General features: G+C 44.4%; 22 protein-coding genes and 1 tRNA gene. 5 read left to right on the forward strand and 18 right to left on the reverse strand.

Annotated features, from left to right (window positions below):
* Positions 1-329: 329 nt before the first annotated feature.
* On the forward strand, positions 330-1,709 hold the full coding sequence (radA, locus tag B9T10_RS04630) for a DNA repair protein RadA (protein WP_018121735.1): 1,380 nt from the start codon (positions 330-332) through the stop codon (positions 1,707-1,709).
* 27 nt (positions 1,710-1,736) lie between these two features.
* On the opposite strand, the gene mnmE is transcribed toward radA, so the two are convergent.
* The 13 genes from mnmE to B9T10_RS04700 form a co-directional block, all read right to left on the reverse strand.
* The gene (gene mnmE, locus B9T10_RS04635) at positions 1,737-3,062 is read right to left on the reverse strand and encodes a tRNA uridine-5-carboxymethylaminomethyl(34) synthesis GTPase MnmE (RefSeq protein WP_094537971.1); all 1,326 of its coding nucleotides are present in this window, start codon (positions 3,060-3,062) and stop codon (positions 1,737-1,739) included.
* Between the two features lie 87 nt (positions 3,063-3,149).
* The gene (yidC, locus tag B9T10_RS04640; protein ID WP_094537972.1) at positions 3,150-4,844 is read right to left on the reverse strand and encodes a membrane protein insertase YidC; all 1,695 of its coding nucleotides are present in this window, start codon (positions 4,842-4,844) and stop codon (positions 3,150-3,152) included.
* A 37-nt stretch (positions 4,845-4,881) separates the two neighbouring features.
* The gene (yidD, locus tag B9T10_RS04645; protein ID WP_008316510.1) at positions 4,882-5,091 is read right to left on the reverse strand and encodes a membrane protein insertion efficiency factor YidD; all 210 of its coding nucleotides are present in this window, start codon (positions 5,089-5,091) and stop codon (positions 4,882-4,884) included.
* Positions 5,088-5,435 carry a ribonuclease P protein component gene (rnpA, locus tag B9T10_RS04650; protein WP_094537973.1) on the reverse strand — a complete coding sequence of 116 codons (348 nt, stop codon included), beginning with the start codon at positions 5,433-5,435 and terminating at the stop codon, positions 5,088-5,090. The genes yidD and rnpA overlap by 4 nt, the downstream gene beginning before the upstream one ends.
* 62 nt (positions 5,436-5,497) lie before the next feature.
* Positions 5,498-5,632: a 50S ribosomal protein L34 gene (gene rpmH, locus B9T10_RS04655; protein WP_081600433.1), complete on the reverse strand. Its 135-nt coding sequence runs from the start codon at positions 5,630-5,632 to the stop codon at positions 5,498-5,500.
* A 70-nt stretch (positions 5,633-5,702) separates the two neighbouring features.
* Positions 5,703-6,905 carry a methionine adenosyltransferase gene (gene metK / locus B9T10_RS04660; protein WP_008316506.1) on the reverse strand — a complete coding sequence of 401 codons (1,203 nt, stop codon included), beginning with the start codon at positions 6,903-6,905 and terminating at the stop codon, positions 5,703-5,705.
* Between the two features lie 172 nt (positions 6,906-7,077).
* Positions 7,078-8,760: a 2-isopropylmalate synthase gene (gene leuA / locus B9T10_RS04665; RefSeq protein ID WP_094537974.1), complete on the reverse strand. Its 1,683-nt coding sequence runs from the start codon at positions 8,758-8,760 to the stop codon at positions 7,078-7,080.
* A gap of 461 nt (positions 8,761-9,221) precedes the next feature.
* Positions 9,222-10,523, reverse strand: coding sequence for a trigger factor (gene tig, locus B9T10_RS04675; RefSeq protein ID WP_094537975.1), 1,302 nt, complete (start codon positions 10,521-10,523; stop codon positions 9,222-9,224).
* Positions 10,524-10,587: 64 nt separating this feature from the next.
* Positions 10,588-10,670 (reverse strand) — tRNA-Leu (locus B9T10_RS04680).
* An 80-nt stretch (positions 10,671-10,750) separates the two neighbouring features.
* Positions 10,751-11,632 carry a bifunctional methylenetetrahydrofolate dehydrogenase/methenyltetrahydrofolate cyclohydrolase FolD gene (gene folD / locus B9T10_RS04685; protein ID WP_094537976.1) on the reverse strand — a complete coding sequence of 294 codons (882 nt, stop codon included), beginning with the start codon at positions 11,630-11,632 and terminating at the stop codon, positions 10,751-10,753.
* Positions 11,629-12,516, reverse strand: coding sequence for an RNase adapter RapZ (gene rapZ / locus B9T10_RS04690; RefSeq protein WP_094537977.1), 888 nt, complete (start codon positions 12,514-12,516; stop codon positions 11,629-11,631). Before rapZ ends, folD begins: the two co-directional genes overlap by 4 nt.
* A gap of 94 nt (positions 12,517-12,610) precedes the next feature.
* Positions 12,611-13,903: a tRNA lysidine(34) synthetase TilS gene (gene tilS, locus B9T10_RS04695; RefSeq protein ID WP_094491411.1), complete on the reverse strand. Its 1,293-nt coding sequence runs from the start codon at positions 13,901-13,903 to the stop codon at positions 12,611-12,613.
* A complete protein-coding gene (locus B9T10_RS04700; RefSeq protein WP_063455183.1) occupies positions 13,900-15,648 on the reverse strand; it encodes an autotransporter assembly complex protein TamA in 1,749 nt (582 codons plus the stop codon). Before B9T10_RS04700 ends, tilS begins: the two co-directional genes overlap by 4 nt.
* 99 nt (positions 15,649-15,747) lie before the next feature.
* On the opposite strand from B9T10_RS04700, the gene B9T10_RS04705 reads away from it, so the two are divergent.
* The 3 genes from B9T10_RS04705 (at position 15,748) to dnaA (ending at position 18,415) form a co-directional block, all read left to right on the forward strand.
* Complete coding sequence (locus B9T10_RS04705) at positions 15,748-16,527, forward strand: ABC transporter ATP-binding protein (protein ID WP_008316495.1); 780 nt, start codon at positions 15,748-15,750, stop codon at positions 16,525-16,527.
* Between the two features lie 42 nt (positions 16,528-16,569).
* Positions 16,570-16,968: a type IV pilin protein gene (locus tag B9T10_RS04710; protein ID WP_063455184.1), complete on the forward strand. Its 399-nt coding sequence runs from the start codon at positions 16,570-16,572 to the stop codon at positions 16,966-16,968.
* Positions 16,969-17,050: 82 nt separating this feature from the next.
* Complete coding sequence (gene dnaA, locus B9T10_RS04715) at positions 17,051-18,415, forward strand: chromosomal replication initiator protein DnaA (protein WP_039950071.1); 1,365 nt, start codon at positions 17,051-17,053, stop codon at positions 18,413-18,415.
* Here dnaA and B9T10_RS04720 read toward each other — a convergent pair whose 3' ends face one another.
* Both B9T10_RS04720 and B9T10_RS04725 read right to left on the reverse strand, forming a co-directional pair.
* Positions 18,416-20,386, reverse strand: a complete 1,971-nt coding sequence (locus B9T10_RS04720) for an ATP-dependent helicase (protein WP_018121724.1) — start codon at positions 20,384-20,386, stop codon at positions 18,416-18,418.
* A gap of 3 nt (positions 20,387-20,389) precedes the next feature.
* Positions 20,390-21,364 (reverse strand): KpsF/GutQ family sugar-phosphate isomerase, encoded by a 975-nt coding sequence (locus tag B9T10_RS04725; RefSeq protein WP_094537978.1) that lies wholly within the window; start codon positions 21,362-21,364, stop codon positions 20,390-20,392.
* A 164-nt stretch (positions 21,365-21,528) separates the two neighbouring features.
* Between B9T10_RS04725 and B9T10_RS04730 the strand changes: the two genes are divergently transcribed.
* Positions 21,529-21,978, forward strand: coding sequence for a PAS domain-containing protein (locus B9T10_RS04730; RefSeq protein ID WP_081600432.1), 450 nt, complete (start codon positions 21,529-21,531; stop codon positions 21,976-21,978).
* Between the two features lie 66 nt (positions 21,979-22,044).
* Here B9T10_RS04730 and scpC read toward each other — a convergent pair whose 3' ends face one another.
* The 3 genes from scpC to B9T10_RS04745 form a co-directional block, all read right to left on the reverse strand.
* Complete coding sequence (gene scpC, locus B9T10_RS04735) at positions 22,045-23,574, reverse strand: succinyl-CoA:acetate CoA-transferase ScpC (RefSeq protein ID WP_008316486.1); 1,530 nt, start codon at positions 23,572-23,574, stop codon at positions 22,045-22,047.
* 83 nt (positions 23,575-23,657) lie between these two features.
* The gene (locus B9T10_RS04740) at positions 23,658-25,583 is read right to left on the reverse strand and encodes an ATP-binding cassette domain-containing protein (protein ID WP_094537979.1); all 1,926 of its coding nucleotides are present in this window, start codon (positions 25,581-25,583) and stop codon (positions 23,658-23,660) included.
* A 2-nt stretch (positions 25,584-25,585) separates the two neighbouring features.
* Positions 25,586-26,200, reverse strand: a complete 615-nt coding sequence (locus B9T10_RS04745) for a TetR/AcrR family transcriptional regulator (RefSeq protein WP_008316484.1) — start codon at positions 26,198-26,200, stop codon at positions 25,586-25,588.

Genomic DNA, 26,200 nt, shown 5'->3' on the forward strand with positions numbered 1-26,200 from the left:
GCTACACTCTCAATCATACAACTTTGTCAACAGCCTTTCATTGTCATAAAACACAATGTTATCTACTTTTACAATGAAATAGAACACAGATAGATCCATAAACAGTTCGTTTATCGATCATTGGGCCTGCACACATTGAAAAAGCGACTTTTTCAACAGCTCTCCTTTTTCGTCAAGCTGTATTGTATTTTTAGATGAATATATTGGAATCAGTCTGTATTATATCCTTTTACGAGCAGGATATAGACCTTTTTTTGTACACATTCGTATATATATATGAAACGCTACGTTCTAAAAAAGGAACAGACTAAGGAATAAGTGCGATATTTATGAGCAAAACGAAAAAACAGTACGTTTGTCATGCTTGTGGCAACGTCACCCAAAAATGGGCCGGTCAGTGTCTTGAGTGCCTAGAATGGAACACCATTGAAGAGGCGATTGTGGAAAAATCACCGCCCACTTCCGCGCGTTTATCAGGTTATGCGGGCACCGCAGGCAGTGCTGCGATTCAAACCCTCAACAATATTCAAAAAGAGGAGCATCAGCGCTATGATACAGGATTAACCGAGCTAAATCGAGTCCTTGGCGGTGGTTTGGTCACAGGCTCTGTCGTGCTCATTGGTGGTGATCCTGGCATTGGTAAATCCACCATTTTATTGCAAACAATGGTGCATTTCAGCCAGCATTATGATGTGCTCTATGTGACGGGTGAAGAGTCCCCAAGCCAAATTGCCTTGCGGGCAGAGCGTTTATCCTTGGCGCAAAGTGAGCTTAAGATTCTTTCTGAAACGTCCGTAGAAAAGATCATCGCAACGGCAGAAGCCCTCAAGCCAAAAATCATGGTCATTGACTCCATTCAAACCATTTTTACAGAGTTCTTAACCTCTGCGCCCGGCAATGTGGCACAAGTCAGAGAGAGTGCTGCCCTACTCACTCGATATGCCAAACGCACCAACACTGCCATCTTCTTAGTGGGTCATGTCACCAAAGAAGGCGCAATCGCAGGGCCGCGCGTCTTAGAACACATGGTGGACTCGGTTTTATACTTTGAAGGTGAAGTCGGCTCGCGTTTTCGCGTCATGCGTGCCTATAAAAACCGCTTTGGTCCTGTCAATGAGCTTGGCATCTTCGCCATGACGGATAAGGGCTTACGTGAAGTGAGTAATCCTTCTGCCATCTTTTTATCGCGCCATGATGAACCGAGTGCCGGCAGTGTCATCATGGTGACTAAAGAAGGCACGCGCCCGCTTTTGGTTGAGATTCAAGCTTTAGTGGATCAATCTTTTGGCAACTATCCGCGCCGCGTGACTTTAGGCATCGAACAAGCCCGCTTAACCATGCTGCTTGCGGTATTGCACCGCCATGCAGGCATCGCCATGAATGATCAAGATGTGTACGTCAATGCTGTGGGCGGCGTCAAAGTGACAGAAACCGCTTCAGATTTAGCCGTCATTGCTGCAACTTATTCAAGTTTTCGCAATAAAGTGATTCCGGCGGATTTAGTGATCTTTGGTGAAGTGGGTTTATCCGGTGAAATTCGCCCGATTCCGCATGGTGAAGAGCGCTTAAAAGAAGCCTTTAAACATGGATTCACCAAAGCCATTTTACCAAAAGGCAATGCCCCAAGGAAAATTCCGGAAGGCTTAAAAGTGGTCTCTGTGACAAAATTATCTGAAGTGATTGATGCACTCAATGATTTTAGCGAATAAAAAAATCCCCGCCTCAGCGGGGATGCTTTATTTACCGATACAGAAACTTGAGAAAATCTCCCCAAGCAACTCATCTGTACTGAAACGCCCTGTGATGAGCCCAATGTCATCTTGGGCAAGGCGAATCTCTTCAGCCACCAAATCAATGCTGTGACCTGCCGTCAATAAACTTTTTGCCACGGCTAAATGCGCCAAACTCTCTTTTAACGCAATCAAATGACGCTCACGAGCACTGAATAAGCCTTGTGTGGGCTGAAACTGCACGATATTGACAATCGCATCTCTTAACAGATCAACGCCTTGATTCTCTTTAGCAGAGAGCGCAATCACATTGCCTGTTTGTCCGGTGACTTTGCCCGTTAAATCCACTTTATTGCGCACATGTAAAATGGGCACATTCAATGAAGACAATAAAGGATCTTCTTCAATGGTTTGATCACGGTCATCATGAATCCATAAAATCAAATCGGCTTTCTTCATGGCTTCACGCGTGCGGCGAATGCCCTCTTGCTCGATCACATCTGTGGTTTCACGAAGCCCCGCTGTATCAATGATGTGAAGCGGCAAACCATGAATCACCACATGCTCTTTTAATGTGTCACGCGTTGTGCCGGCAATGTCCGTCACAATCGCACTCTCTTCACCCGACAATGCATTGAGAATGCTTGATTTACCGGCATTGGGCTTACCGGCTAACACAACCGTCACGCCATCGGTGAGCAACTTACCTTGATTGGCGCTCGCCAATAACGCTTGAATGTCACCTTCCACAGCATCAAGACGTTTTAACACATTGCCATCGGTGATAAAATCAATGTCCTCTTCACTGAAATCAATCGTGGCTTCTACATAAACACGAAGGTGAATCAATGCATCATTGATGGTGCTCGTTTTGGCAGAAAATTGCCCAGAGAGCGAATTCATCGCCGCTTTTGCCTGTGCTTCACTTTGGCTCATGATTAAATCGTGGATTGCTTCGGCTTGCACCAAATCCAATTTACCATTTAAAAAGGCGCGCTCTGTGAATTCACCGGCTTTCGCAGGCTCTGCCCCAAGGGCATACACACGCTTTAATAGACGATTGAGCACCACTAAGCCGCCATGACCTTGAAGCTCCACACACTCTTCACCTGTAAAGGAATTCGGCCCTTTAAAGTAGATGACCAAGCCTTCATCCATCACTTCATCATTGTCATCATAAAATTGTGTAAATGTGGCATGACGCGGCACCAATGCCTCTTTTTTGGCAATGCGTGCACCAATGGCATGACTCTCTGGCCCTGAAATGCGCACAATGCCCACACCACCAATCGAGGTGCCAGATGCAATCGCTGCAATGGTTGTCTCTTTCATGATTTCCTCTTAAATTTAATCTCGCGAAATAAAAAATCTCCTACAATGTCGCCATTATAGGAGATGATCATTCAATGCATTGAAAAATTATGACATTTTCTTTTGAGCAGCTTCAATGCGACGATTGATGAGCCACTGTTGCAAGATGGTCAATAAGTTGTTCACGATCCAGTATAAAACGATCCCTGCGGCAAACCACATGAACATGAAACCAAAGACCAATGGCATGAATTTCATGATTTTAGCTTGCATTGGGTCTGGTGGCGGTGGGTTAAACATTTGTTGAACAAACATCGTCGCACACATGATGATCGGTAAAATGAAGTATGGGTCCATGATCGCTAAGTCATGAATCCATAAGATCCATGGCGCTTGGCGAAGCTGAACACTCTCTTGCAACATCCAGAACAATGAGATGAAAATTGGAATCTGAATGAGCATCGGCCAGCAGCCACCCATTGGGTTTACTTTCTCTTTACGATAAAGGGCAATGGTTTCTTGGCCAATCTTTTGTTTATCTGAGCCATAAAGCTCTTTGATGCGCTGCATCTCAGGCGCTAAATGACGCATTTTTGCCATCGAGCGGTAACCTTTTTCAGACAATGGATACAAGATCAATTTTGCAGTTAAGGTTAATAAAACAATTGCCCAACCCCAGTTGCCCACAATGCCGTGGAAAAATTCAAGCACCCAAAGCATCAATGCAGAAATCGGGCTGAACCAACCATAGTCAAGGGTCAATTCTAATTTAGCATTCGCTTTCTCTTCTTGACCTTTGTCATTCACATAAGTGTATTCACCGGCATCCACTAAATTCTTTTTGATTTTAGGGCCTGAGTATAAGCTGTTTTTAAACTCATAAGATGCATGTGCAGGCACCACAATAGGATCTTTAGACATTAAGCGGATCATCGCCATGTCGCCTGGTAATTTTGCCACTTCCACCACATGTGCATGGGTGTTTAATGCAAGCCATGCAGAGGTGAAGTATTGTTGAATCATCGCACCCCAACCGGCTGTACCTTCTTGCTTAATGGCAGGTGCTTTTTCAATCAATTTATCAAACGGAACTTTTTTATAGCTCTCTTCACCCATCGAGAACACAGGACCTGTATAGCTTGATGCACCCATTAAATGGCCACTGGCTTTCGGATCTTTTTGTAACAACTGCATGTAGTTGATGCCTTGCCATGCATTGTCTGTATTGTTGTCAATTTTTTGGGTAAAGCCGATGTCATAGCTACCACGTTTGAATTCGTAAGTTTTTGTCACTACGATGCCGTTGGCATCTGTGTACGTTAACGGTACGATTAAAGTGTCTTGACCTTCTTCTAATGTATAGCTGTCCGCTTGTGCGCTAAATTCTGTGCTGTGTGGAAAAGAAGCTTGACCCGATGTACTGATTAAACCTGTTTGACTCACAAAGCGACGTTTAGGATCTGATGACAACAAAGCAAATGGGACATTTTTTTGCTCTAAGCTTTCAGAGTATTTTAATAACTTAACATCTTCGATGTCTGCACCGGTTAAAGCGATATTAATGGAAAAAACGTCTGTGGTGACAGAAATTTTCTTAGAATTCGTCATCATGCCATCTGGCACATTTGCTGAATTCAATTGTGGCACAGAGCCATCGGTGGCTTGGCCATCGAGCATTTGTGTCACGACTTGTGCACTTTGAGCCTCAGGCGGCTTCGGTGCATTGGCAAATTGCCACTTACTGAAGAGCATAAAGGCCAACAGACCAAAAATGCCCCAGAGGATTAATCGATTATTTTGCATAGTAATATCTTTAACTCAAAATTTAACAAAGAAGATGCTACGGAACAGGATCTTTACCGCCATCACAAAACGGATGACAACGGATCAATCGCTTGAATGTTAGCCAACAGCCTTTGATTGCACCATATTTTTGAATGGCTTCAATGGAATAATTTGAACACGACGGTGTGAATCGGCATTGCTGCCCCACCCATGGACTCAAAATCAGTTGATACAACTTAATTAAACCAATTAAAATCGTCTTCACAACTTTTCTATCCGCTCCCAATGCTGTTTCAAAGATTGATGCAATAGTTGTCGATTATCTAAGGAAACGTTCCCTTTGACAAGCACAACAATATCAAACCCCGTCAATTTTTCTTGCTGCAAGCGAAAAGACTCACGCACAATGCGTTTTACAAGATTTCGGTCATGCGCCTTTTTAAGCTGCTTTTTTGCAATCGCAAGCCCTAATCGCCCTTGCCCTTTTTCGGCCTGTACCTTTGCGAGCACAGTAAAGTAGCGATCAGAGGATCGAAATGGATGATCAAATGTGCGACTGTAATCCGCTGGCGTCAATAAACGCTGCGCTCTGGTAAAACGATAATTCATGAATTTCCCGCTAGAATGTAAAAAGGCGCTTTTAACAGCGCCTTTTTAGCAATAATCAGTGATTATGCAGATAAACTTGCACGACCGCGAGCACGACGACGGTTTAAAACTTTACGACCGTTTTTAGTTGCCATACGTGCACGAAAACCGTGGTCACGTTTTCTCTTAATTACGCTTGGTTGAAATGTACGTTTCATATTGAACCCTTAAATGTTTTGTAACGCAAAAATAAACAAAAATTTTAGCTTTTTATACCAAAAAGTCAAGTTATAGTTTAGCTTCGCTTCGTAAAAGCTCTGCTTTATCCGTTTTTTCCCAACTAAATGCCGTAGCTTTAGTCTCGATATTATCAGCATTTTGATATGTGATTTCATACGGATCACGGCCAAAATGGCCATAAGCAGCGGTTGGTTGATAGATCGGATGCAATAAATCGAGCATCTTTGTGATCGCATAAGGACGAAGATCAAAATGTGTGCGCACTAAACGCTCAATCTCAGCTTCAGGAATTTTATTGGTTCCAAAAGTTGTGATGGAGATTGATGTTGGCTCAGCCACACCAATTGCGTAAGACACTTGAATTTCGCACTTATCTGCAAGGCCTGCTGCCACGATGTTCTTAGCAACATAACGTCCTGCATATGCTGCTGAACGGTCAACTTTGGAAGGGTCTTTTCCTGAGAAAGCGCCCCCGCCATGGCGTGCCATACCACCATAGGTATCCACAATGATCTTACGGCCAGTTAAACCGCAGTCGCCCACAGGTCCGCCAATGACGAAAATGCCTGTAGGATTGATGTGGAATTTGGTTTTGTCTGTGATCCATTCATTCGGAATCACTTGCTTGATGATGAGTTCCATCACCGCTTCTTTTAAATCTTTTAAGCTGACATCAGGATTGTGTTGTGTCGATAATACAATCGCATCAATGCCTTTGATGTTGCCTTCATCATCATATTCAAATGTGATTTGGCTTTTAGCATCCGGGCGAAGCCATGGCAATAGGCCAGATTTGCGCACTTCTGATTGGCGTTGCACTAAACGGTGTGCATACGTGATGGGCGCAGGCATCAATACATCGGTTTCATTTGATGCATAACCAAACATCAAGCCTTGGTCGCCCGCACCTTGATCTTCAGGTTTCACGCGGTCAACACCTTGAGCAATGTCTACGCTTTGCTTACCAATGATGTTTAAAATTGCGCACGTTGAACCATCAAAACCCACGCTTGAAGAGTTATAACCAATGTCATTGATGACATTGCGCACTAAATCTTCTAAGTCCACCCACGCGCTTGTGGAGATCTCACCTGCGATGATCGCTGCCCCAGTTTTCACTAAGGTTTCGCATGCCACACGTGCATGAGGATCTTTTTGAATGATGGCGTCTAATACGGCATCGGAAATTTGGTCGGCAATTTTATCTGGATGTCCTTCAGACACAGATTCTGACGTAAATAAATAGCTCATATTGAATTCTCTCAAAGTAAATGGTGCGTCCGAGGATGAAACAACCTAAGACAATACATCTATTGTACTCTTGTATCCGAAACGTGTTAACCACCGGATACAACCCATATAACAAAGCCCACCCGCATGGTGGACTTCGCTATTTTATCAGCTATCGAATAAGAATCTAGGATTATTTTACTTCAACCCAGCCTTTTGCAATGGCGCGGTTCAATGCAGAGATCACCGCATCAATGGATGCACGCGCAGTATTTGCATGAATCGCCACCCCAAATAAGGTGCGTGATTCCACCTGCATTTCCACAAATGCCACCGCCTCTGCTTTTGAACCTTGGCTGCGGGCATGTTCATGATAACTCACCACATCCACATCAATGTTAAGGGTTTCATTTAATGCATTGACTAAAGCTGCAATCGGGCCATTGCCATGACCTTTGGCATGATATTGCTGCGTGGCAGTTGTGATCACAGCACTGATCTCCGTATTACCATTTTCATCTTCCACAATGCTAATCGGCTGACCAATCACGACATTGCCTTTGGTTAAATATTCACGGTTAAATAAATCAAAGATCATCGGTGAAGTGACCTCAATGCCTTTCGCATCCGCTTCCGCCTGCACGGTTCGACTGAACTCAATTTGTAAACGGCGCGGCATATTAATGCCATGATCTTCTTCCAATAAGTACGCAATACCGCCCTTGCCTGACTGACTGTTCACACGGATCACCGCTTCATAGGAACGACCTAAATCATGGGGATCAACCGGCAAATAAGGAATTTTCCACATTTGATCTGGCTGATTTTTCATGTCTGATAAACCCTTACGAATCGCATCTTGGTGCGAGCCTGAAAACGCCGTAAACACCAATTCGCCCGCATACGGATGACGCGGATGCACTTTAATTGCCGTACAATGCTCAACCTCACGCACCACTTTATTGATTTGCGAGAAATTCAATTCAGGATCCACGCCTTGCGTATACATGTTCAAGGCAACGGTGATGATGTCCACATTCCCTGTGCGCTCACCATGGCCAAATAAACAGCCTTCCACTCGATCGCCGCCCGCCATCAATGCCAATTCAGTGGCAGCAACGGCGCAACCTCTATCATTGTGCGTATGAATGCTCACAATCACGCTGTCACGGCGGCTGATGTTGCGGCAAAAATACTCGATTTGATCGGCGTACACATTCGGTGTTGCCACTTCTACCGTCGCAGGCAAGTTAAAAATGATGGGTTTTTCAGGCGTTGGATTGGCAATTTTCATCACGGCTTCACACACTTCTACCGCAAAATCCACTTCTGTGTCTGAGAAAATTTCTGGAGAATATTCAAATGTCCAATCAGTTTCCGGGTATTTTGCCGCCTCTTTGACCAATAACGAGACGCCATATTCCGCTAACGCAATGACCTCTTCTTTCGTTTTATTAAAAACAACGCGGCGAAACGTTGGGGATGTGGCATTATAAACATGCACAATCGCTTGCTTACAGCCCTTTAATGCCTCAAATGTGCGCACAATCAAATCCTCACGCGATTGCGTCAATACTTGAATGGTGACATCTTCAGGGATGCGATTTTCTTCAATCAAACGGCGCACAAAGGTGAATTCCGTGTCAGATGCCGATGGAAACGCCACTTCAATCTCTTTAAAGCCGCATTCGATCAACAAATCAAACATGCGTAACTTTTGCTCGATGTTCATTGGCTCAATCAAAGCTTGGTTGCCATCGCGTAAATCCGATGATAACCAGCGGGGGGCTTTGTCGATCACTTTGTCAGGCCAGGTGCGATCTTTCAAACGAATGGGGGCAAAAGCGGGGTATTTAGCAGAAGGTTGCGCAATCATAATGTATCCTTTTTCCTACGGTGTAATGATGAATGAATGGTTTTGAATTGTTATGTTTTTTCTAAGTCGCACAGCATAACGCCACGCAAACCAACGGTGGTTTTTCGCATGGGTACTGTCATTTTGGATTTTAAAACTCGCTATGAACATCAATCATCTCTTCTCGTTACTGATTCAAACTCTGGCCATATACGTGGCCAACGTCAAAGGCTGCAATCGTTGCGATTACAGCAGAATAAGTCGTAGGAGAGATAAATTCACAGGATTCGTTTTCATAGAAATTAACATAAAAGGATTTGAGCCATTCGTCAAGCAATTCATCCATTTTTCTGCCAATCTTTATATAAAATATATATATTTCAATGAGATAAGCTAGACTCATTCTCCCATTTAGCGCCCTTACCCATCATCAGGCAATAAAAAAGCCTGACAATGTCAGGCTTTTTCCAGCTAATTAAGCATTATGCTTTCTTAGGATTCATCACTTCTTGGAAAGTTGTGGCAGTTTCAACCACTTTTGCTTTTGCCAATACAGTTTCGATTACTTGATCTTCTAATGCGATGTTACGCACTTGTTGCATGGTTTTGTCATCTTTCTTGAAGTGCGCTTTCACTTCTTCAGGATCTTCATAAGTTGCCGCTAAGTTGTCTAAACGAGCTTCAACATATTTTTCATCTAATTTCAAATCTTGCGCTTTCACTAATTCAGCTAAGATCAAGCCTAAACGTGCACGTTTTTCAGCTTCTGTGCCAAATGCTTGTTGTGCAATTTTCATGAACTGTTCAGCTTGTTCTTGATCTTTTGGCTCTGGGAAATTAGATTGTTTTGCCATCGCTTGAATCTCAGCCACTACCAATGCTTCAGGGATGTCAAAAGGATTCGCTTCAGACAATGCAGTCATCACGTTTGTTTTCAATTGATTGTGAAGTACGTTGTTGAGTTCACGCACCATGTTTTTAGACAACTCTTCACGCAATTTAGCGATGCCGCCTTCTTCGATGCCGAAAGTTTTTGCAAACTCATCGTTCAATTCAGGCAATTGTGGGGATTGTACTTTGTGTACAGTCACGTCAAATTCAGCCGCTTGACCTTTTAAGTTTTCAGCAGGATAGTTTTCTGGGAATGTTACGTTGATTGTGCGAGTTTCGCCCGCTTTTACGCCCATCAATTCATCTTCAAAGCCAGGGATCATAGAGTTTGAACCCAACACTAAAGGTACATCTGTGCCTTTACCGCCTTCAAATTCTACGCCATTTGCACGGCCAACGAAGTCGATCATGATTTTATCGCCATTGGCAGCTGCGCGATCTTCATCATTCCAAGTCGCTTGTTGCTTACGCAATGTTGTGATCATTTCTTCTAAATCAGCGTCTGTCACTTCAGCAGTTGGCTTAGCGATTTCTAATTGTGCTAAATCGTTCAATGTGATTTCTGGCATCACTTCAAATTCAACTGCAAATTTCAATTCACCTTCAACTTCAGAAGGGACAATCACAGGGTAACCTGCAGGCTTAAATTCTGCATCTTTGATGGCATCTCTGAATGTTTCGTTGATTTTTTCGTTGATGATTTCATTTTCAATTTCAGCGCCGTGCATATTATCGACAACTTTAACTGGCACTTTACCAGGACGGAAACCATCTAAGCGGATGCGCTTAGACAATGCTTTTAAACGCTTATCTTTTTCTAAGGAAACTTCAGCTGCATCTAATGCGATTTGTACGCGACGTTTTAAACCTTCTAATACTTCAACTGCTGACATAATTTAAGCACCTAATTTTAATGTAGAAATAAAAAAAGGTGCGTATATACGCACCTTTGTCACCTGGTGCGAGAGGAGAGACTCGAACTCTCACGGTTGCCCGCTGGAACCTAAATCCAGTGCGTCTACCAATTTCGCCACTCTCGCAATGAGAAGAGAATTATACGCGCTTCTCATTTCTTGTCAATACACGCCGTTTACGTGATCAAAAATTGGTCAATATTTGATCATTTCATCAAACGGTTCGGATCTTCGATCTCATTTTGCATGCAAGCTGCAGACAATGTATTGCGAAGCAAACAGGCAATCGTCATTGGACCGACACCACCTGGCACGGGTGTGATGAATTCAGCTTTTGGTGCAGCGGAATCAAAATCCACATCGCCCACCAATTTGTTTTTGCCATCCACTTCAATACGGTTGATGCCCACATCAATGATGGTTGCGCCCTCTTTAACCCATTCACCTTTGATCAATAAAGGCTGGCCGACCGCCGCAACAATGATGTCTGCCTCTTTGCACACTTCTGGTAAATTTTTCGTTCTAGAGTGCGCCACCGTAACGGTACAGTTTTCTCTGAGTAACAACTGAAACATCGGTTTACCCACAATGTTTGAGCGCCCAACAATCACCGCTTTTTTACCGGTTAAATCACCCAATTTATCTTTCAGCAATAATAATGATCCTAATGGCGTGCATGGCACCAAAGAAGGCTCGCCAATCGATAAACGCCCCACATTGACAGGATGGAAGCCATCGACATCTTTTGCGGGTAAAATCGCTTGTAACACTGTTTGTTCATGAATGTGTTTTGGCAAGGGCAATTGCACCAAAATACCATGCACAGCAGGATCCGCATTGAGCGCTGCGATCAAATCCAATAATTCTGCTTGCGTTGTGCTCGCATCTTTTTTCAACGTCACAGAGTTCATGCCGCACTCTTCGGCAAATTTCTGTTTATTGCGCACATACACTTGGCTTGCAGGATCTTCACCCACTAAGATCACCGTTAATCCTGGGACTAAGCCATGCGTTGCTTTGAGCGCTGCAATTTGCTCAGTCAATTTTGCACGTAAGCCTTGAGCAAATAATTTACCATCAATAATCATTGTTCCTCCAACTGTGTCTGACAAGAATGTGTAATGTGTAATTCGCGGTGTTTCACGATTAACGGATAGCGCTTGGCCACATTACGTGCCAATTGCTCCACCAAGTAAACAGATCGATGCTGACCACCGGTGCAACCAATGGCGATTGTTAAATAAGCACGCGTGCCCTGCTCAAATTTTGGCAGCCATGCATCAAAAAATTGCTCGAGATCTTTTAAATAGGCCTGCACATCATCCCGATCATTGAGATAATCAATCACCGCTCGATCGCGCCCGGTTTGTGGGCGAAGCGAAGGCTCCCAATGAGGATTCGTTAAGCATCTGGCATCAAACACAAAATCAGAATTAAGTGGTACGCCATTTTTAAAGCCAAAAGACTCGATTTGTATGAAGAGTTGACGGCGCTCATGTTCAGCTAACAGATGTTTTTTCAACACTGCACGCAGATCATGCACACTCAGGCTTGATGTGTCGATGTGTAAATCGGTGTATTCTAACAACGGCTGAAGGAGGGAGCGCTCATATTCAATAGTATCTAACAATGAACGATGGGTTTTATAAAAGGGATGGCGGCGGCGCGTGTCACGATAACGCTGTAAAATCGCCTCATTGGTGGCATCTAAAAAGACAAAGTCTGTCTTTTGTGGCAAATGGCGCAGCGCACGAAAAACCTCATCGGTGCGCTCTAAATCTGCCGGAAATCCACGGGCATCGACCACAATGGCTAAGTTTCTCTGATCATCCTCTTCGGCAAATTTTTCCACAAAAGAGAGTACAAAACTCAGCGGTAAATTATCCACACAGAAAAAGCCTTCATCCTCAAACGTTTCAAGGGCGATGGATTTTCCTGCGCCCGACAAACCACTGATGATTACGATTTGCATATAGCCTCACTCAAAAATGAACAATGAATTTTGCGACGCGCGCATTGAACTCCGAATTTCCCACACTGTTTGCTCATTTGAATGATCATGGATATCAGTGCTCTCGGATGATGGTTGGCAATATGCCTGAGGGCTCGCACAGCGCTTGATAACGCTGACTTAGCCCTAAATGCTCGATCCAAATCACCTCGCCAGTTGCGCGGTCTTTTAGAAGCTGTATGTCATGGCGCAGCCATGGCTCTAACGCGATTTCTTGCAGAAGTTTTTTCACAGTTTGGGATCGATCTCGCCACATAGGATGAAATGAACCGCCATTTTCGCGGTTTACGAGCATTAAATCAAGCCCACGCCAAAAAGATAATGGGGGCGCATGATCACTTTTCACCCATGCCACGCGATGGTTCACCACAGGTTTAGGTTTTAAAAAGTATAACGTGTGCTCAAAAGCACGGATGCACCAATCATGCATGGCAAAGCAGCTTTCAGAGGTGGGCTTTTTCGCCACAAACATGGCAAAACACTCATCAAATTGACGCTTTTCTAAAATCACATGGTGCAAATTGAGCCAATGGCGCAGCAAATTCTTTTGACGCAGCCGCGACAATGTTCGCATTTCTGTTAAGTCTAATTGCCCATTGGCAATGGCACGCTTACCATCCATCTCGGCAATTTCTAACAATAATGCGTCGCTCTCTTGAATGAGCTCAGCACTTCTTGCAAAGGTCTGTTCATAATGGGGGAAAAACTCCGCCACTTTTGGAAAAATACCATTACGGATTTGGTTGCGCGCCTCTTCCACACCATGATTGGTGTAATCTTCCATCCATGCGATGCCAAGGCGTTTACCGGTTTGATAAAGCGTAGACTTTGAAATGCTTAACAAAGGGCGCAACACTTCTAAGGCATGATCACCAAAGTGCAAAGTGGTCATCGCACGCATGCCACCTAGGCCTAAAGTGCCTGAGCCCCGAAGCAAGCGATACATCACCGTTTCGGCTTGATCTGAGCGATGATGCGCCACCAACAATAAACCTTTGCCGCCCATCTCTGCCATGGTTTTGGCAAATTGGATGTAACGGGCTTCACGTCCGCAGGCTTCTGCACCCTTTTGATCAATGTCGATCACCACATCATAATTGATGAAATCTATGCCATAATGCTTAGCTTTATCTCGGGCAAAATTCGCCCAAATAATGGAGTCTTCCCCATGCCATTGATGATTGACATGAATCGCCGTCACCGGTGGCAATTTCGCACGGTAAGTGTGGAGCCAATGGAGCAGCATGTTTGAATCAATCCCCGCACTTAAACCGATGTAGAGATGATCATACTCATTTAAAATGGCATGATATTTTTGAAAAATTTCCTCGTACCAATCAGGGATCATAACTCAGCCCCAATGTTTAAGTGAAAACGCACAGTATCGCCAAATTCACGGTTAAAGCCGTGGGCAATGTCAAACTTCACCACGCCAATTTGTGAATACCAACGGGCACCCACACCTGCGCCTACTTTCCAATTCGGTTTAGGGCCGTTAAATGCATCCCCTGCATCCACAAAAGTGACGCCTGCCCACTCTTTCGTGAAGCGATGTTCGTATTCAAAGCTTGCAACCACCAATTTTTTACCGCCATAAATCTCATTGTTGCGGTAACCCTTTTCACCGATTCCATTGTAACGATAACCGCGCACGGAGTTATCACCACCGGTTTGGAACAGTAGCGCTGGCGGCATGTTGTATAAGTCTTCACTGGGCACAAAGGTATGCCCGATTTGTCCACGTAAAATGATGCGATCATTCTGGAAGCCTGGAATTGGGATCACCGCCGTGCCTTCGGCTTTCACTTGAATAAAGTTCACATCAGACGCGATCTGTTTTGCGGCCCCACGCACCATCACAGAGCCTTTTAAAACCCATGCAGTGAACCAAGGGTTTTCAATGTTTTGCCATGTAAAGGTGGCGCTTGGTACGATCATTTTAGTATGGCGACGCACACCATCGGGCGTTCTAAAGCGGTCATTGCGGTAATCTAATGCATAGACTTGTTTTAAATTATCTTTTTGGTGTGTGCTCGATGCGCCAATGACAAAAGCGGTATAATCACGGTATTTGGTGTCTTCATAATCATAACGCACATAAAAATCATAAAAGCTGGTGGCCGGTCGTTTACCCGGTACGGTATACACCCAGACAGCGCGGCGTTGCTTTTGGGCTAAGAGTAAATCCACTGTCATTTTATGACCCATCGGATTTAAATAACGCCAAGTGCCCAGCCCTGAAATTCTCGCACCAATGTCCGTGCTGTAACCTAAACCCACGCTGAATACGCGACGCTTTTTCGGTGTCACTTTAATGTCTAGCGGCACACTGCGGTTGGCATGGTCAATCGTTGGGGTGATCACCACCTCTTCAAAATAGTCAGAGGCATCTAAATCTTGTTGTAACTCTAAAGTGCGCGTGTCAGAAAATTCTGTCTCTTCATTCATCATCACATAACGGCGCAAGAGGTCTTCAGAGAAATAATCGCTCTGAAACGTCACTTCCCCAAAGTGATAACGGCGCCCTGTATCCATCGCTAAATGCACCAGACTTTTATAAGTGTCTAAATTGACAATGATTTGATGCACCGGAAAATCCACCTCAAAATAACCCATCGACAACGCGCGGTTATAAAGGGTGTTTTTCATCTTCTCGTAGCTCACCTGATTTAAAGGTGCGCCTAAACGCAAGTCGCTCTCTTGAATGATGGTTTTAAAGATTTTTTTGCGGCGCCCTTCACCTTCAAGCTCAAAGATCAGATCATTAATCTTAATGGGATCTTCAGGGTTAATTTGATAAGTTGCAACCCATGTATCGCCCTCTTTAGTGAGGTTTGTTTTAATCTTTGGGCGATAAAAACCATAAGGTTCAAGAGCCTGTTGAATCTCCGCGGGGGCTTGCTCGTTCAGCCACTCGACGCGTAAAGCAGGCGGCGCTTCTCGGTTCTGATATTCATAAATGCTCAGAGCATTTTGCACGTTTGTTAAGGCGGTTTTGTGCCCGTCTAAGCCTTCGATGCGAACAGTCAATTTGTCCGCATGCGCTAAACCTAACGTCAACAAAATGGCGATGCACGGGAAGTATACTCTCATCCTAATTCGTTCATTGTATGATTAAGAGCGGTAATTATAACAAAGTCACAGATTTTATTTGTTATAATCACCCATTATTTTAATTTACAGATTTTAGGTATGATGAGTCAACAGAACATTGCGCCCGTGCTCGAGGTACAGAACTTACATAAGTCCTTTGGTGAACTTGAAATTCTCAAGGGCATCTCTCTATCCTTGTATAAGGGAGAAGTGATCTCTCTTTTAGGTTCTTCGGGCTCTGGCAAAAGTACTTTTTTGCGCTGTTTGAACTTATTAGAAAACCCGAATGCCGGCACCATTGCCCTCAATCAAGAAGTGCTTGAATTAAAAGCAAGCCCAAAAGGATTGGTGGCGAAAAACCAAAAACAACTCCAAAAATATCGCAGCAAAGTGGGCATGGTGTTCCAAAGCTTTAACTTATGGGCGCACATGACGGTGCTTGAAAATGTAATTGAAGCGCCCGTCCATGTCCTTGGCATCCCGAAAAAAGAGGCCATTGCCACCGCAGAAAAACTCTTAGACAAAGTGGGCTTATTAGATAAAAAAGATGTCTACCCAAGCAGTTTATCAGGCGGTCAGCAGCAGCGCGTTGCCATTGCACGCACCCTTGCCATGAATCCTGAAGTGATCTTATTTGATGAGCCGACCTCTGCCCTTGACCCTGAATTGGTGCAAGAAGTCTTAAAAGTGATTCAAGAGCTCGCAGCCGATGGCATGACCATGATCATTGTGACGCATGAAATGGACTTTGCACGCAATGTATCAGATCAAATCCTCTTTTTCCATCAAGGCATCATCGAAGAGAGTGGCGAGCCTGAAGTTATGTTCACCAATCCCACCTCCGAACGCTTTAAGCAATTCATTAATCATGTAAAATAGCTGAGTCTCCTCACTCAACACTCATAATTAAAAGGTGATCAAATGCATAAGAAAGGTTTTACCCTGATTGAACTGATGATTGTTGTGGCCATCATTGGCATCATTGCCATGTTTGCTGTGCCAAGTTATCAAAATGCCCAACGCAAAACAAAAATTGCCGAAGGCATTGCAGCATTGACAGCCGCGCAATCCCAGATTGAAAAAACGCGTCTTGAAAAACGCAAAACTTATAATGAGATCACCTTAGCTGAAGCGAATATTGCCAATACAGTCAAGCATGGCAGCACAACCATCTATCAACTTGCCTACAAGCATGATGCCGGCAAACAATACACCTTAACAGCAACGGCGCAAGGCGATTGGTTAAAAGCGACGGATCCATGCAAAATGATTACACTTAAAAGTAGTGGTGAAATTACGCCCTCAGAGTGCCAAAAATAATCGCATAATTTACCTCTCCCCATTTTCTGAAAATGGATTTATTTGCTACAATATCGCCCCGTCATTGGTCTAGAAAATTAAAATGGATGTAATAATTGAAGAATGTCTCTCGGAATTGTCTGGCAATATCCCTGAAGACGACTTTGCTATGTGGGTTGCCCCGCTCAAATTTCTGATTAAAGAAGATAAGGTCATTATTTTGGCAGCATCTGACATGATCATTCGTTGGGTGAAAAAAAATTATGAAGAGATCATCACTAAGATCTTTGCGGGCAAATTAGACCGTGACATCACGATTCAATATGGTGTGGGCACTGAAGATGAATATTCAGCGCCTGCCGTTGTGGAAAAGAAAAGCCGTAAAAGCGGTGGACGCGGCGGGCGTTCACGCGATGTGATCAAAGATTTCATCAAAGAATCGGCCATTGAAACAAGCAATCTCAACCATGACTTTACCTTCAATAATTTCGTTGAGGGTAAATCCAACCAATTTGCCTTAGCTGCTTGTGCCCAAGTGGCGCAGCATCCAGGCACATCCCACAATCCATTGTTCATCTACGGCAGTACGGGGCTTGGTAAAACGCATTTAATGCATGCAGTGGGTAACTCCATCCGTGAAAAATATCCCGATGCCCGCTTAATTTATCAGCACTGCGACAGCTTCATTGAAGACATTGTGCGCAGCTTTCGCAACAATACCCATTCTGACTTACGCCACTTTTATAAAACCTTAGATGCGCTATTGATCGATGACATTCAACTTTTAGCGGGCAAAGACACATCTCAAGAGGTTTTTTTCCACACCTTCAATACGCTCCTTGATGGTGGTCATCAGGTGATATTAACCTGTGACCGTTACCCTAAAGAGCTTGAGATGATGGAAGATCGTTTAAAGTCGCGCTTTGCATCCGGGCTCATTGTGAACATTGAGCCACCTGAATTAGAGCATCGGATTGCAATCTTACTGCAAAAAGCAGAAAACTGGGGGCTCAATTTGCCGCAAGAGACGGCATTTTTTATTGCGCAAACCGTCAAAGCCAGCGTGCGAGAATTAGAAGGCGCATTAAAACAAGTCAATGCTCTGGCAAACTTTAAAGGCTCACCGCTCTCCGTCAGCATTGCCCAGGATGCTTTAGGCAGCCTGATGGAAATTCAAAGCCGCCAAATCACTTTAACGAACATCCAAAAAGTGGTCACCACTTATTATGGCTTAAAAACAGCGGATTTAATGGGTAAATCTAGAGCGGCAAACATCGCCAAACCAAGGCAATTGGCCATGTATGTGGCGCGCTTATTGACGCAACACAGCTTGCCTGAAATTGGCCGCGCCTTTGAACGCGACCATTCCACGGTCATGCATGCTTGCCGTAAGGTCGAAACAGAACTCAAAAAAGATTATGCATTGCAACGTGACTTTGAAACCATCAGAGCCACATTGACACATTAATCATCCTCGCAGTAACGCTTGTAAATCCCCCAATACCGCCGACAATTGCTCCTTTTTCACCTGAAGTGACTCATCACCCGGGCGACGCCAAATGATGTTTTTCTCTGGCAATTCGTCTAAAAATCGGCTTGGGGTGCACGGCTCCCATTCACCATAACGCTTACGCTGACGGCAATACGTCAAAGATAAACGCTGACGCGCCCGCGTAATGCCCACATAAAATAATCGCCGCTCTTCTTCCACCGTATCATTATCGATGCTATTTTTATGGGGTAAGATGTCCTCTTCCATGCTCACAAGATACACATAAGGAAATTCAAGCCCTTTAGCACTGTGAAGCGTCATGAGCGTCACTGCATTGTGTTCTTTTTGTTCGCTGTCATTGTCTAAAATGGAGACCAATGTCAGGTGCGATAAAATCTCCTCAAAGGGCATGTCATATTGATCGAGCCAATTGATTAAATACTGAATGTTGCTCTGTTTGCGCTCAAAAGATTTAGGCGACGTGGATTGATCCCGAAGATAATCATCATATTCAATGGCATCGAGCATGCGTTCAAGTGCTTCACGCGTTTGCCCTTGATCAAGCATTTTCTTGGTGCGCTCTAAAACTTGATAAAAATCACCGCAGCGCAAGCCTAAGCCCTTGCCCATCACTTTGCCAAGCTGTGAGTGGTTGAGCACTTCATAGAGCGACAATTGATTGACTTTAGAAAATTCCAAAAGCTTTTTCAAAGAGACCGCACCAATTTCACGCTTAGGAATGTTTAAAATGCGCACCAAAGATGCCGTATCATTTGGATTGACCATCACTTTTAAGTATGAAATCAAATCCTTAATTTCTGGCTGCTGAAAAAAGCTCGTACCACCCACAACGCGCACCGGAATATTGCGCATATTGAGCGCCATTTCATATGCTTTTGCCTGATGATTGCCGCGATATAAAATGGCAAACTGACTGTAATCATTGCCCGTCAGCGCCGCTTGTTCTTCAATGGAGAGCACCACATAATCAATCTCATCTTGGGCGCTCTTAAACTCATCAATGGTGATCTCATCGCCCATCCCTAAACTTGACCATAAGGACTTTTCATATAAATGGGGATTAAAACGGATCACATGGTTCGCCGCATTGAGAATGTGCCCCGTTGAGCGGTAATTTTGCTCAAGCTTAATCATCTTGAGATTTGGGAAATCATGGTGCAGCTGATTGAGATTTTCAGGTCGTGCGCCCCGCCAAGCATAAATGGATTGATCATCATCCCCCACCACCGTCAAACCACTTTTACTGCCCACCAACAGCTTCACCAATTCATACTGGCATAAGTTCGTGTCTTGATATTCATCCACCAACAAATAACGAATCTCCCGCTGCCAATAGCGGCGCACCTCTTCATGGGTTTGCAAAAGATTGAGCGGCAGGAAAATCAAATCATCAAAATCCACCGCATTATAAGTGGTGAGCTGATCACGGTACTCACGATACACATCCACCGCATGTACCATGGCCTCATCATCCACCTGCGATTGCACAGATTCCACCGATTGATGGTCATTTTTCCAGTTAGAAATCTGCATTTGCATCATTTTCGCCTCATCGCTGTCGTTGAGGTAATCAGTCAATAATCCTAAACTGTCGCGCTGATCATAAATGGAAAAACCTGCTTTTAAACCACATAAATGCCCATGTTTTTTTAAAATCTGCAAACCCAAGCGATGAAAGGTCGTGACGCGAAGCCCTTTTGACTCCTCACGCTTGAGCGTGCCTTTAATGCGCTCTGCCATCTCTTTGGCCGCTTTATTGGTAAACGTGACGGCATAAATGCTGCGGGCAGGATAATGACACTCGCGCACCAAATATTTGATCTTTTCGGTGATGACGCGCGTTTTACCAGAGCCTGCACCTGCTAACACCAAAAGCGGTCGATCAATGGAATGGACCGCTTCTAACTGCTGTTGATTCAACTGCATGACTTACATGACTCTCGCTTTTAATAAATGGTGCATCGTCACAACGCCCACCACATGACCCGCATCATCTAACACAGGCAACGCGCTGATGCGTTTTGCTTCCATTAAATTTGCAGCATCCACCGCTAAAGCGTCAGGTCCAATGCTGATGGGTGTTTCTGTCATGCAGGCTTTCATGGTCAATTCGCGAATGTCTGCATGCTTTGTCCACGTGCGGCGCAAATCCCCTTCACTGAACACACCTTTTAAATGGGCAGATTCATCCGTCACCACGATGATGCCAAGGGGATATTTAGTCATTTCAAGCAAACCATCGGTTAAATGCTGATCTTCAGAGACATTCGCGAGCTCATCAAATGGTGCCATCACATCTGAGACACGCAGCAATAAACGGCGGCCTAATTTACCCCCCGGATGAGAGCGCGCAAAATCATCTGCCGTAAAGCCACGCATTTCCATCAACGTCACTGCAATGGCATCGCCTAAGGCAAGCACTGCTGTTGTCGATGAAGTGGGTGCTAAATTCAATGGGCAGGCCTCTTCTGTCACTTTTGCTAACAGATGATACTGCGCATTTTTTGCCAATGTGGATTGATCATTGCCTGTAATGGCGATCACTTGTGTACCTTGGCGAATCATGATGGGCATGATGGCAACAATCTCATCGGATTCCCCTGAGTTTGATAAAGCAATCACCACATCAGATGCCGTGATCATGCCTAAATCACCGTGGCTTGCCTCTGCCGGATGCATAAAAAATGCAGGGGTGCCGGTGCTTGCAAAAGTTGCGGCAATCTTATGGCCAATGTGTCCAGACTTGCCCATGCCGGTCACCACAACGCGCCCTGTGCACGCTTTGAGGACTTGGCAAATGGCATAAAAATTTTCATCAATGATTGATTGCAAAGCACTCACGGCTTTAGCTTCAATCTCCAACACTCGTTTTGCATGAGCAATTGCGCGATCTTGTGGGTTCATTCAATCTCTTCCAACCATGAATAGAGCCGTAATTATAGCGAATATTTTCCTGATTCTCAGTTTATCTTTGGCCGCTTTATCGTATAATGGTCAATTGTCGCGGCAATATAACACAATGAAAATTGCCTATTTTAAATTTCTACACAAGCTTAGGAGAGAAGGAAATGTCGAATTCTCGCGAAGTAGAATTACATTATTATGATGGTTCAACTCGTACAGTCTCAGTCAATGATACACGCATCCCTTACCCGATTGGCCGACTCATTGTTTCATATACGGATACGAACGGAATAATCATGCAAGCGAATCAAGCTTTTATTGACATCTCCGGCTATACAAGAGATGAATTGATCGGTCAGCCTCAAAACATTTTGCGCCACCCTGACATGCCAAAGGCGGCATTTAAGGACATGTGGAGCACCATTCAATCCGGCAAAAGTTGGAATGGTTATGTGAAAAATCTTTGTAAAGATGGCGAATATTATTGGGTGTACGCCACCGTTGTGCCTTCATTTGATAAAGATGGCAACATCACTGCATTCACATCCATTCGCAGAATGCCAAGTGAAGAGAAATTAAAAGATGCCATCGCGCTTTATGCCACACTCGATTAATCGGCACTAAACATTGAGACAAAAAAAATCCCTGATCGTCATCAGGGATTTTTTTAATGACCCAATTTATTTTTTGCTTTCGCCTAAAACCATGGTGCCATGTTTCGCATAATGATCATGCCATGAGAATGCTTCAGACAAGATGTGTGGTGTTTGACCACCTTTTGCACAAGCGCGATCAAAGTAATCACGTGCTTGGGCTTTAAATTTAGGATGCATACAGTTTTCAATCACCAAGGCTGCAATCTCTTTAGGTGATTTACCACGAAGATCCGCATAGCCTTGTTCTGTCACAATCACGTCCACATCATGGTTTGCGTGATCCACGTGTGTCACAAATGGTACGATGGCAGAGATGTCACCATTTTTCGCGGTCGATTGTGTCACAAAGATCGTGATGCGCGCATTGCGCGCAAAGTCACCTGAGCCGCCAATACCGTTCATCATGTGCGTGCCATTGACATGGGTTGAGTTGATGTTGCCGTAAATATCCGCTTCTAACGCTGTGTTAAAAGAAATCACGCCTAAACGACGAATCACTTCAGGATGGTTGGTGATCTCTTGTGGGCGGAAAATCACTTTGCCTTTATAACGCTCTAAATCTTCCGCAAGGGTTGCCACGCGTTTAGCGGATAAAGAGAATGCCGTCGCAGCTGCAAATTTCACAACGCCCGCATCGATCAAGTCAAAGATGCCATCTTGCAACACTTCTGATGCCACGGTGATGTCTTTAAACTTAGAGTGCTTCATGCCGCTCAATACAGCATTTGCCACAGAACCCACGCCTGATTGTAACGGCGCTAAACTTTCTGTCAAACGACCTTCTTCCACTTCTTTTTCTAAGAACTCTAATAAATTGTCCGCAATTTTTTGCGTCTCTTCATTTGGTTCAAATAAAGGTGATGGAATGTCTGGGCGATCTGATAATACAATGCCGCGCACTTTTGCAGGATCAACTTTGATGCCAACGCTGCCGATGCGTTTACTCACATCATACACAGGAATCGCTTCACGGCTATTTTCGCCTTGATCTTTTGGCACATACACGTCATGAATGCCTTCGTAAGCTGCGGGTGCAGAGACGTTCAATTCAATGATCACGTGTTTGGCTTTGTCCACAAAAATCGGTGAGTTACCCACAGAACCTGTTGGAATGATTTGACCATCTTCTGTGATGGCTGCCGCTTCAATCACAGCATAATCAATCTCACCTAACACGCCTTGGCGCAATTGTTCTGCGGTGTGTGATAAATGTTGGTCGATGTATTTTACTTCACCGCCATTAATCTCTTTACGTAAAATGGGATTGCCTTGGTAAGGTAAGCGCAAATTGATCGCTTTGTTTTCAGCCAATACGCCATCGGCATCCGGTCCCATTGACGCACCGGTAAAGATGTTCACTTTAATGCCATCTTTATGTGCGCGAGCCGCTAATGCACCCGGGAACACTTTAGGTTCGCCAAACAAAGTAAAGCCACTCATGCCGATGGTCATGCCATCTTCCATCCATGATGCGGCTTCTTCTGCCGAGACAATTTTATTTTCAAAATTTGGATTACGAATTTTACCGGCCGCTTGCGCTTTTAACTGTTCCATAAACATCCTCCTAATTAATCTTTCTAGTTGTAACTTATTTGTAGCTCAAGATACTATACAGTAATTTGTCGAAAAGCAATATGTCACATCTGCGAACGCTTCTGTTCCAATAGCTCCCAACGCATGAAGGCTTCGTCAAGTTCTTCATTCTTACGTGCTAAAGCATCTAAAACTGCCGCCTGCTTCACATGATCTTGTTGATAAAAATCACTGTGTTGCGTTTGTTCAGAGAGCGCCTGAATGTCTTGATCTAATTGCTCGAGCAATGCGGGCAATGTCTCTAATTCACGCGTCTCTTTATATGATAACTTCACCTTTTGTGGTTTAGGTGCTTCTGTTTCAGGCTTCTTTTCCACAACATTTTTCTTTTCAGACTTGTGATTCTCTGCCTGTGCTGCGGTGTGGTTAAAGTACTTTTGACTCTCCACACTCTCCAGCCAATCGCTGTAACCGCCCACATATTGACTCACCGAGCCATTACCCTCAAACACCAAGGTTGAAGTGACCGTTTTATCAATGAATGCACGGTCATGGGAAACGATCAAAAGCGTGCCTTCAAATTTCAGCAATAACTCTTCGAGCACCTCTAGCGTTTCGATGTCTAAATCATTCGTCGGTTCATCAAGCACGATGACATTTGCTGGCTTTGCAAAGAGTTTAGCGAGCAATAAGCGATTGCGCTCACCGCCTGACAATGCTTTCACAGGGCTTCTCGCTTTTTCTGGCGTGAACATAAAGTCCTGAAGCCAGCCGATCAAATGTTGTTTTTTACCGTTGATCTCAATGAAGTCGCTGCCTTCTGCCACATTGTCCATCACGCTTTTTTCTAAATCTAGCGCAGAACGCAATTGATCAAAATAGGCAATCTCAAGCTTCGTGCCCACTTCCACTTTGCCGCTCTCTGGCGTTAATTGTTCAAAGAGCAACTTTAACAATGTGGATTTACCCGCGCCATTCGCGCCAATTAAACCCACACGATCGCCGCGCATCAGCGTCATGCTGAAATCTTTAATAATGGATTTACCATCAATGGAATATGAGATGTTTTCCGCACTGATGACGCGCTTACCAGACGTTGAACCTTCCTCAAAATTGAGTTTGGCAATCCCTTGACGCGAAATGCGCTCTTTAAATTGCTCACGCATCGCTTTTAAAGCACGCACACGCCCTTCATTACGGGTTCTGCGTGCTTCGATGCCTTTACGAATCCACACTTCTTCTTCAGCCAAACGCTTATCAAACAGCGCACGCTCTTGATTCTCTGCATGGAGCATCTCCGCTTTACGGCGCTGATAATTGTCATAACTGCCCGGAAATTCTGAGAGAATGCCGCGATCAAGCTCAATGATCTTATTGGCGATCTTGCCCAAGAATTGACGATCATGGGTGATGAACAACAGCGCACCATGATAATTCTTAAGCAGCATCTCTTCGAGCCACAAAATGGCATCAATGTCTAAATGGTTCGTCGGCTCATCGAGCAATAATAAATCAGGCTCAGAGACTAACGCTTTACCAAGGAGCACACGGCGAATCCAACCGCCCGATAAATTGGCGATGATCTCATCCTTTGGCAAAGACAATTGCGAAATGATGGTCATCACTTTTTGATCAAGCGACCAACCATCAAGGGCTTCAATCTCATGCTGTAAACGGCTGAGTTCTGCCAAATCCATCTGATCTTCTGGCTGCAATAAAATTTGATGATACGCCACCAACTTTTGCCCAACCTCAGGGATGCCTTCGGCCACCACATCATAAACTGTTTGTGTTAAATCACGTGGAATCTCTTGAGAAAGTGCTGCAATGCGATAGCCACGATCAATGATCACTTCGCCATCATCTGGCACAGCATCGCCTGTGATCACTTTTAATAAAGAGCTTTTGCCCTCGCCATTGCGGCCAATTAAAGCCACGCGGTCGCCCTTTTCTAACGTAAAATCTAAATTTTGCAATAAAGGACGATCCCCATAAGCCAATGAAATATTGTGTAATGTTAAAATTGCCATAATTAAGCTCTATTTTGAATGCCGTATAATGCGCTGCCCACCACGCTTTTCACCACGCGCTGCGTGTCATATTCAACAGGCGCACCAATGCTAAATTTGTGATCAAGGCTCAACATGGTCACGCCATGCACCGCGCCCCATAAACCGCGCGTCAATAAGCCCAATTCATCTTCAGAAAGATGCGGTGCCAATTGTGACAACTGCTGACCGATCACATAAAAGAGGTTTTTAATGTGCACAAAGTAATCTTCTGTCAGCAAGGCTTCATCGGTCACACGGTGCATGAAGATCGCCTGCCACTTCTCTTTATGCTCAAAGGCAAAGTCCACATAACTGATGGCAATTTGCATCAAAGCAGCTTCCGGATCTTTTGAGCCCTTAGCTAAATCGAGTTCAATTTTTTCTAATAAATGTTGTAAAGTACGGGCATTGAGTAGGAGCATCAAATCATCTACATTTTTGATCACCATGTACAAAGAGCCCACCGTATAACCAATCTCTTTGGCAATGCGGCGCGTCGTGAGTTTATTGTAACCCTCATCGACTAAAATTTTTTCGGCAGCCAAAATCACCATTTCTTTTAATTCGTCGCGCGAATGATCATTACGTCTACCCAC

It is taken from the genome of Wohlfahrtiimonas chitiniclastica (assembly GCF_002252325.1).
GTDB lineage: Bacteria > Pseudomonadota > Gammaproteobacteria > Cardiobacteriales > Wohlfahrtiimonadaceae > Wohlfahrtiimonas > Wohlfahrtiimonas chitiniclastica.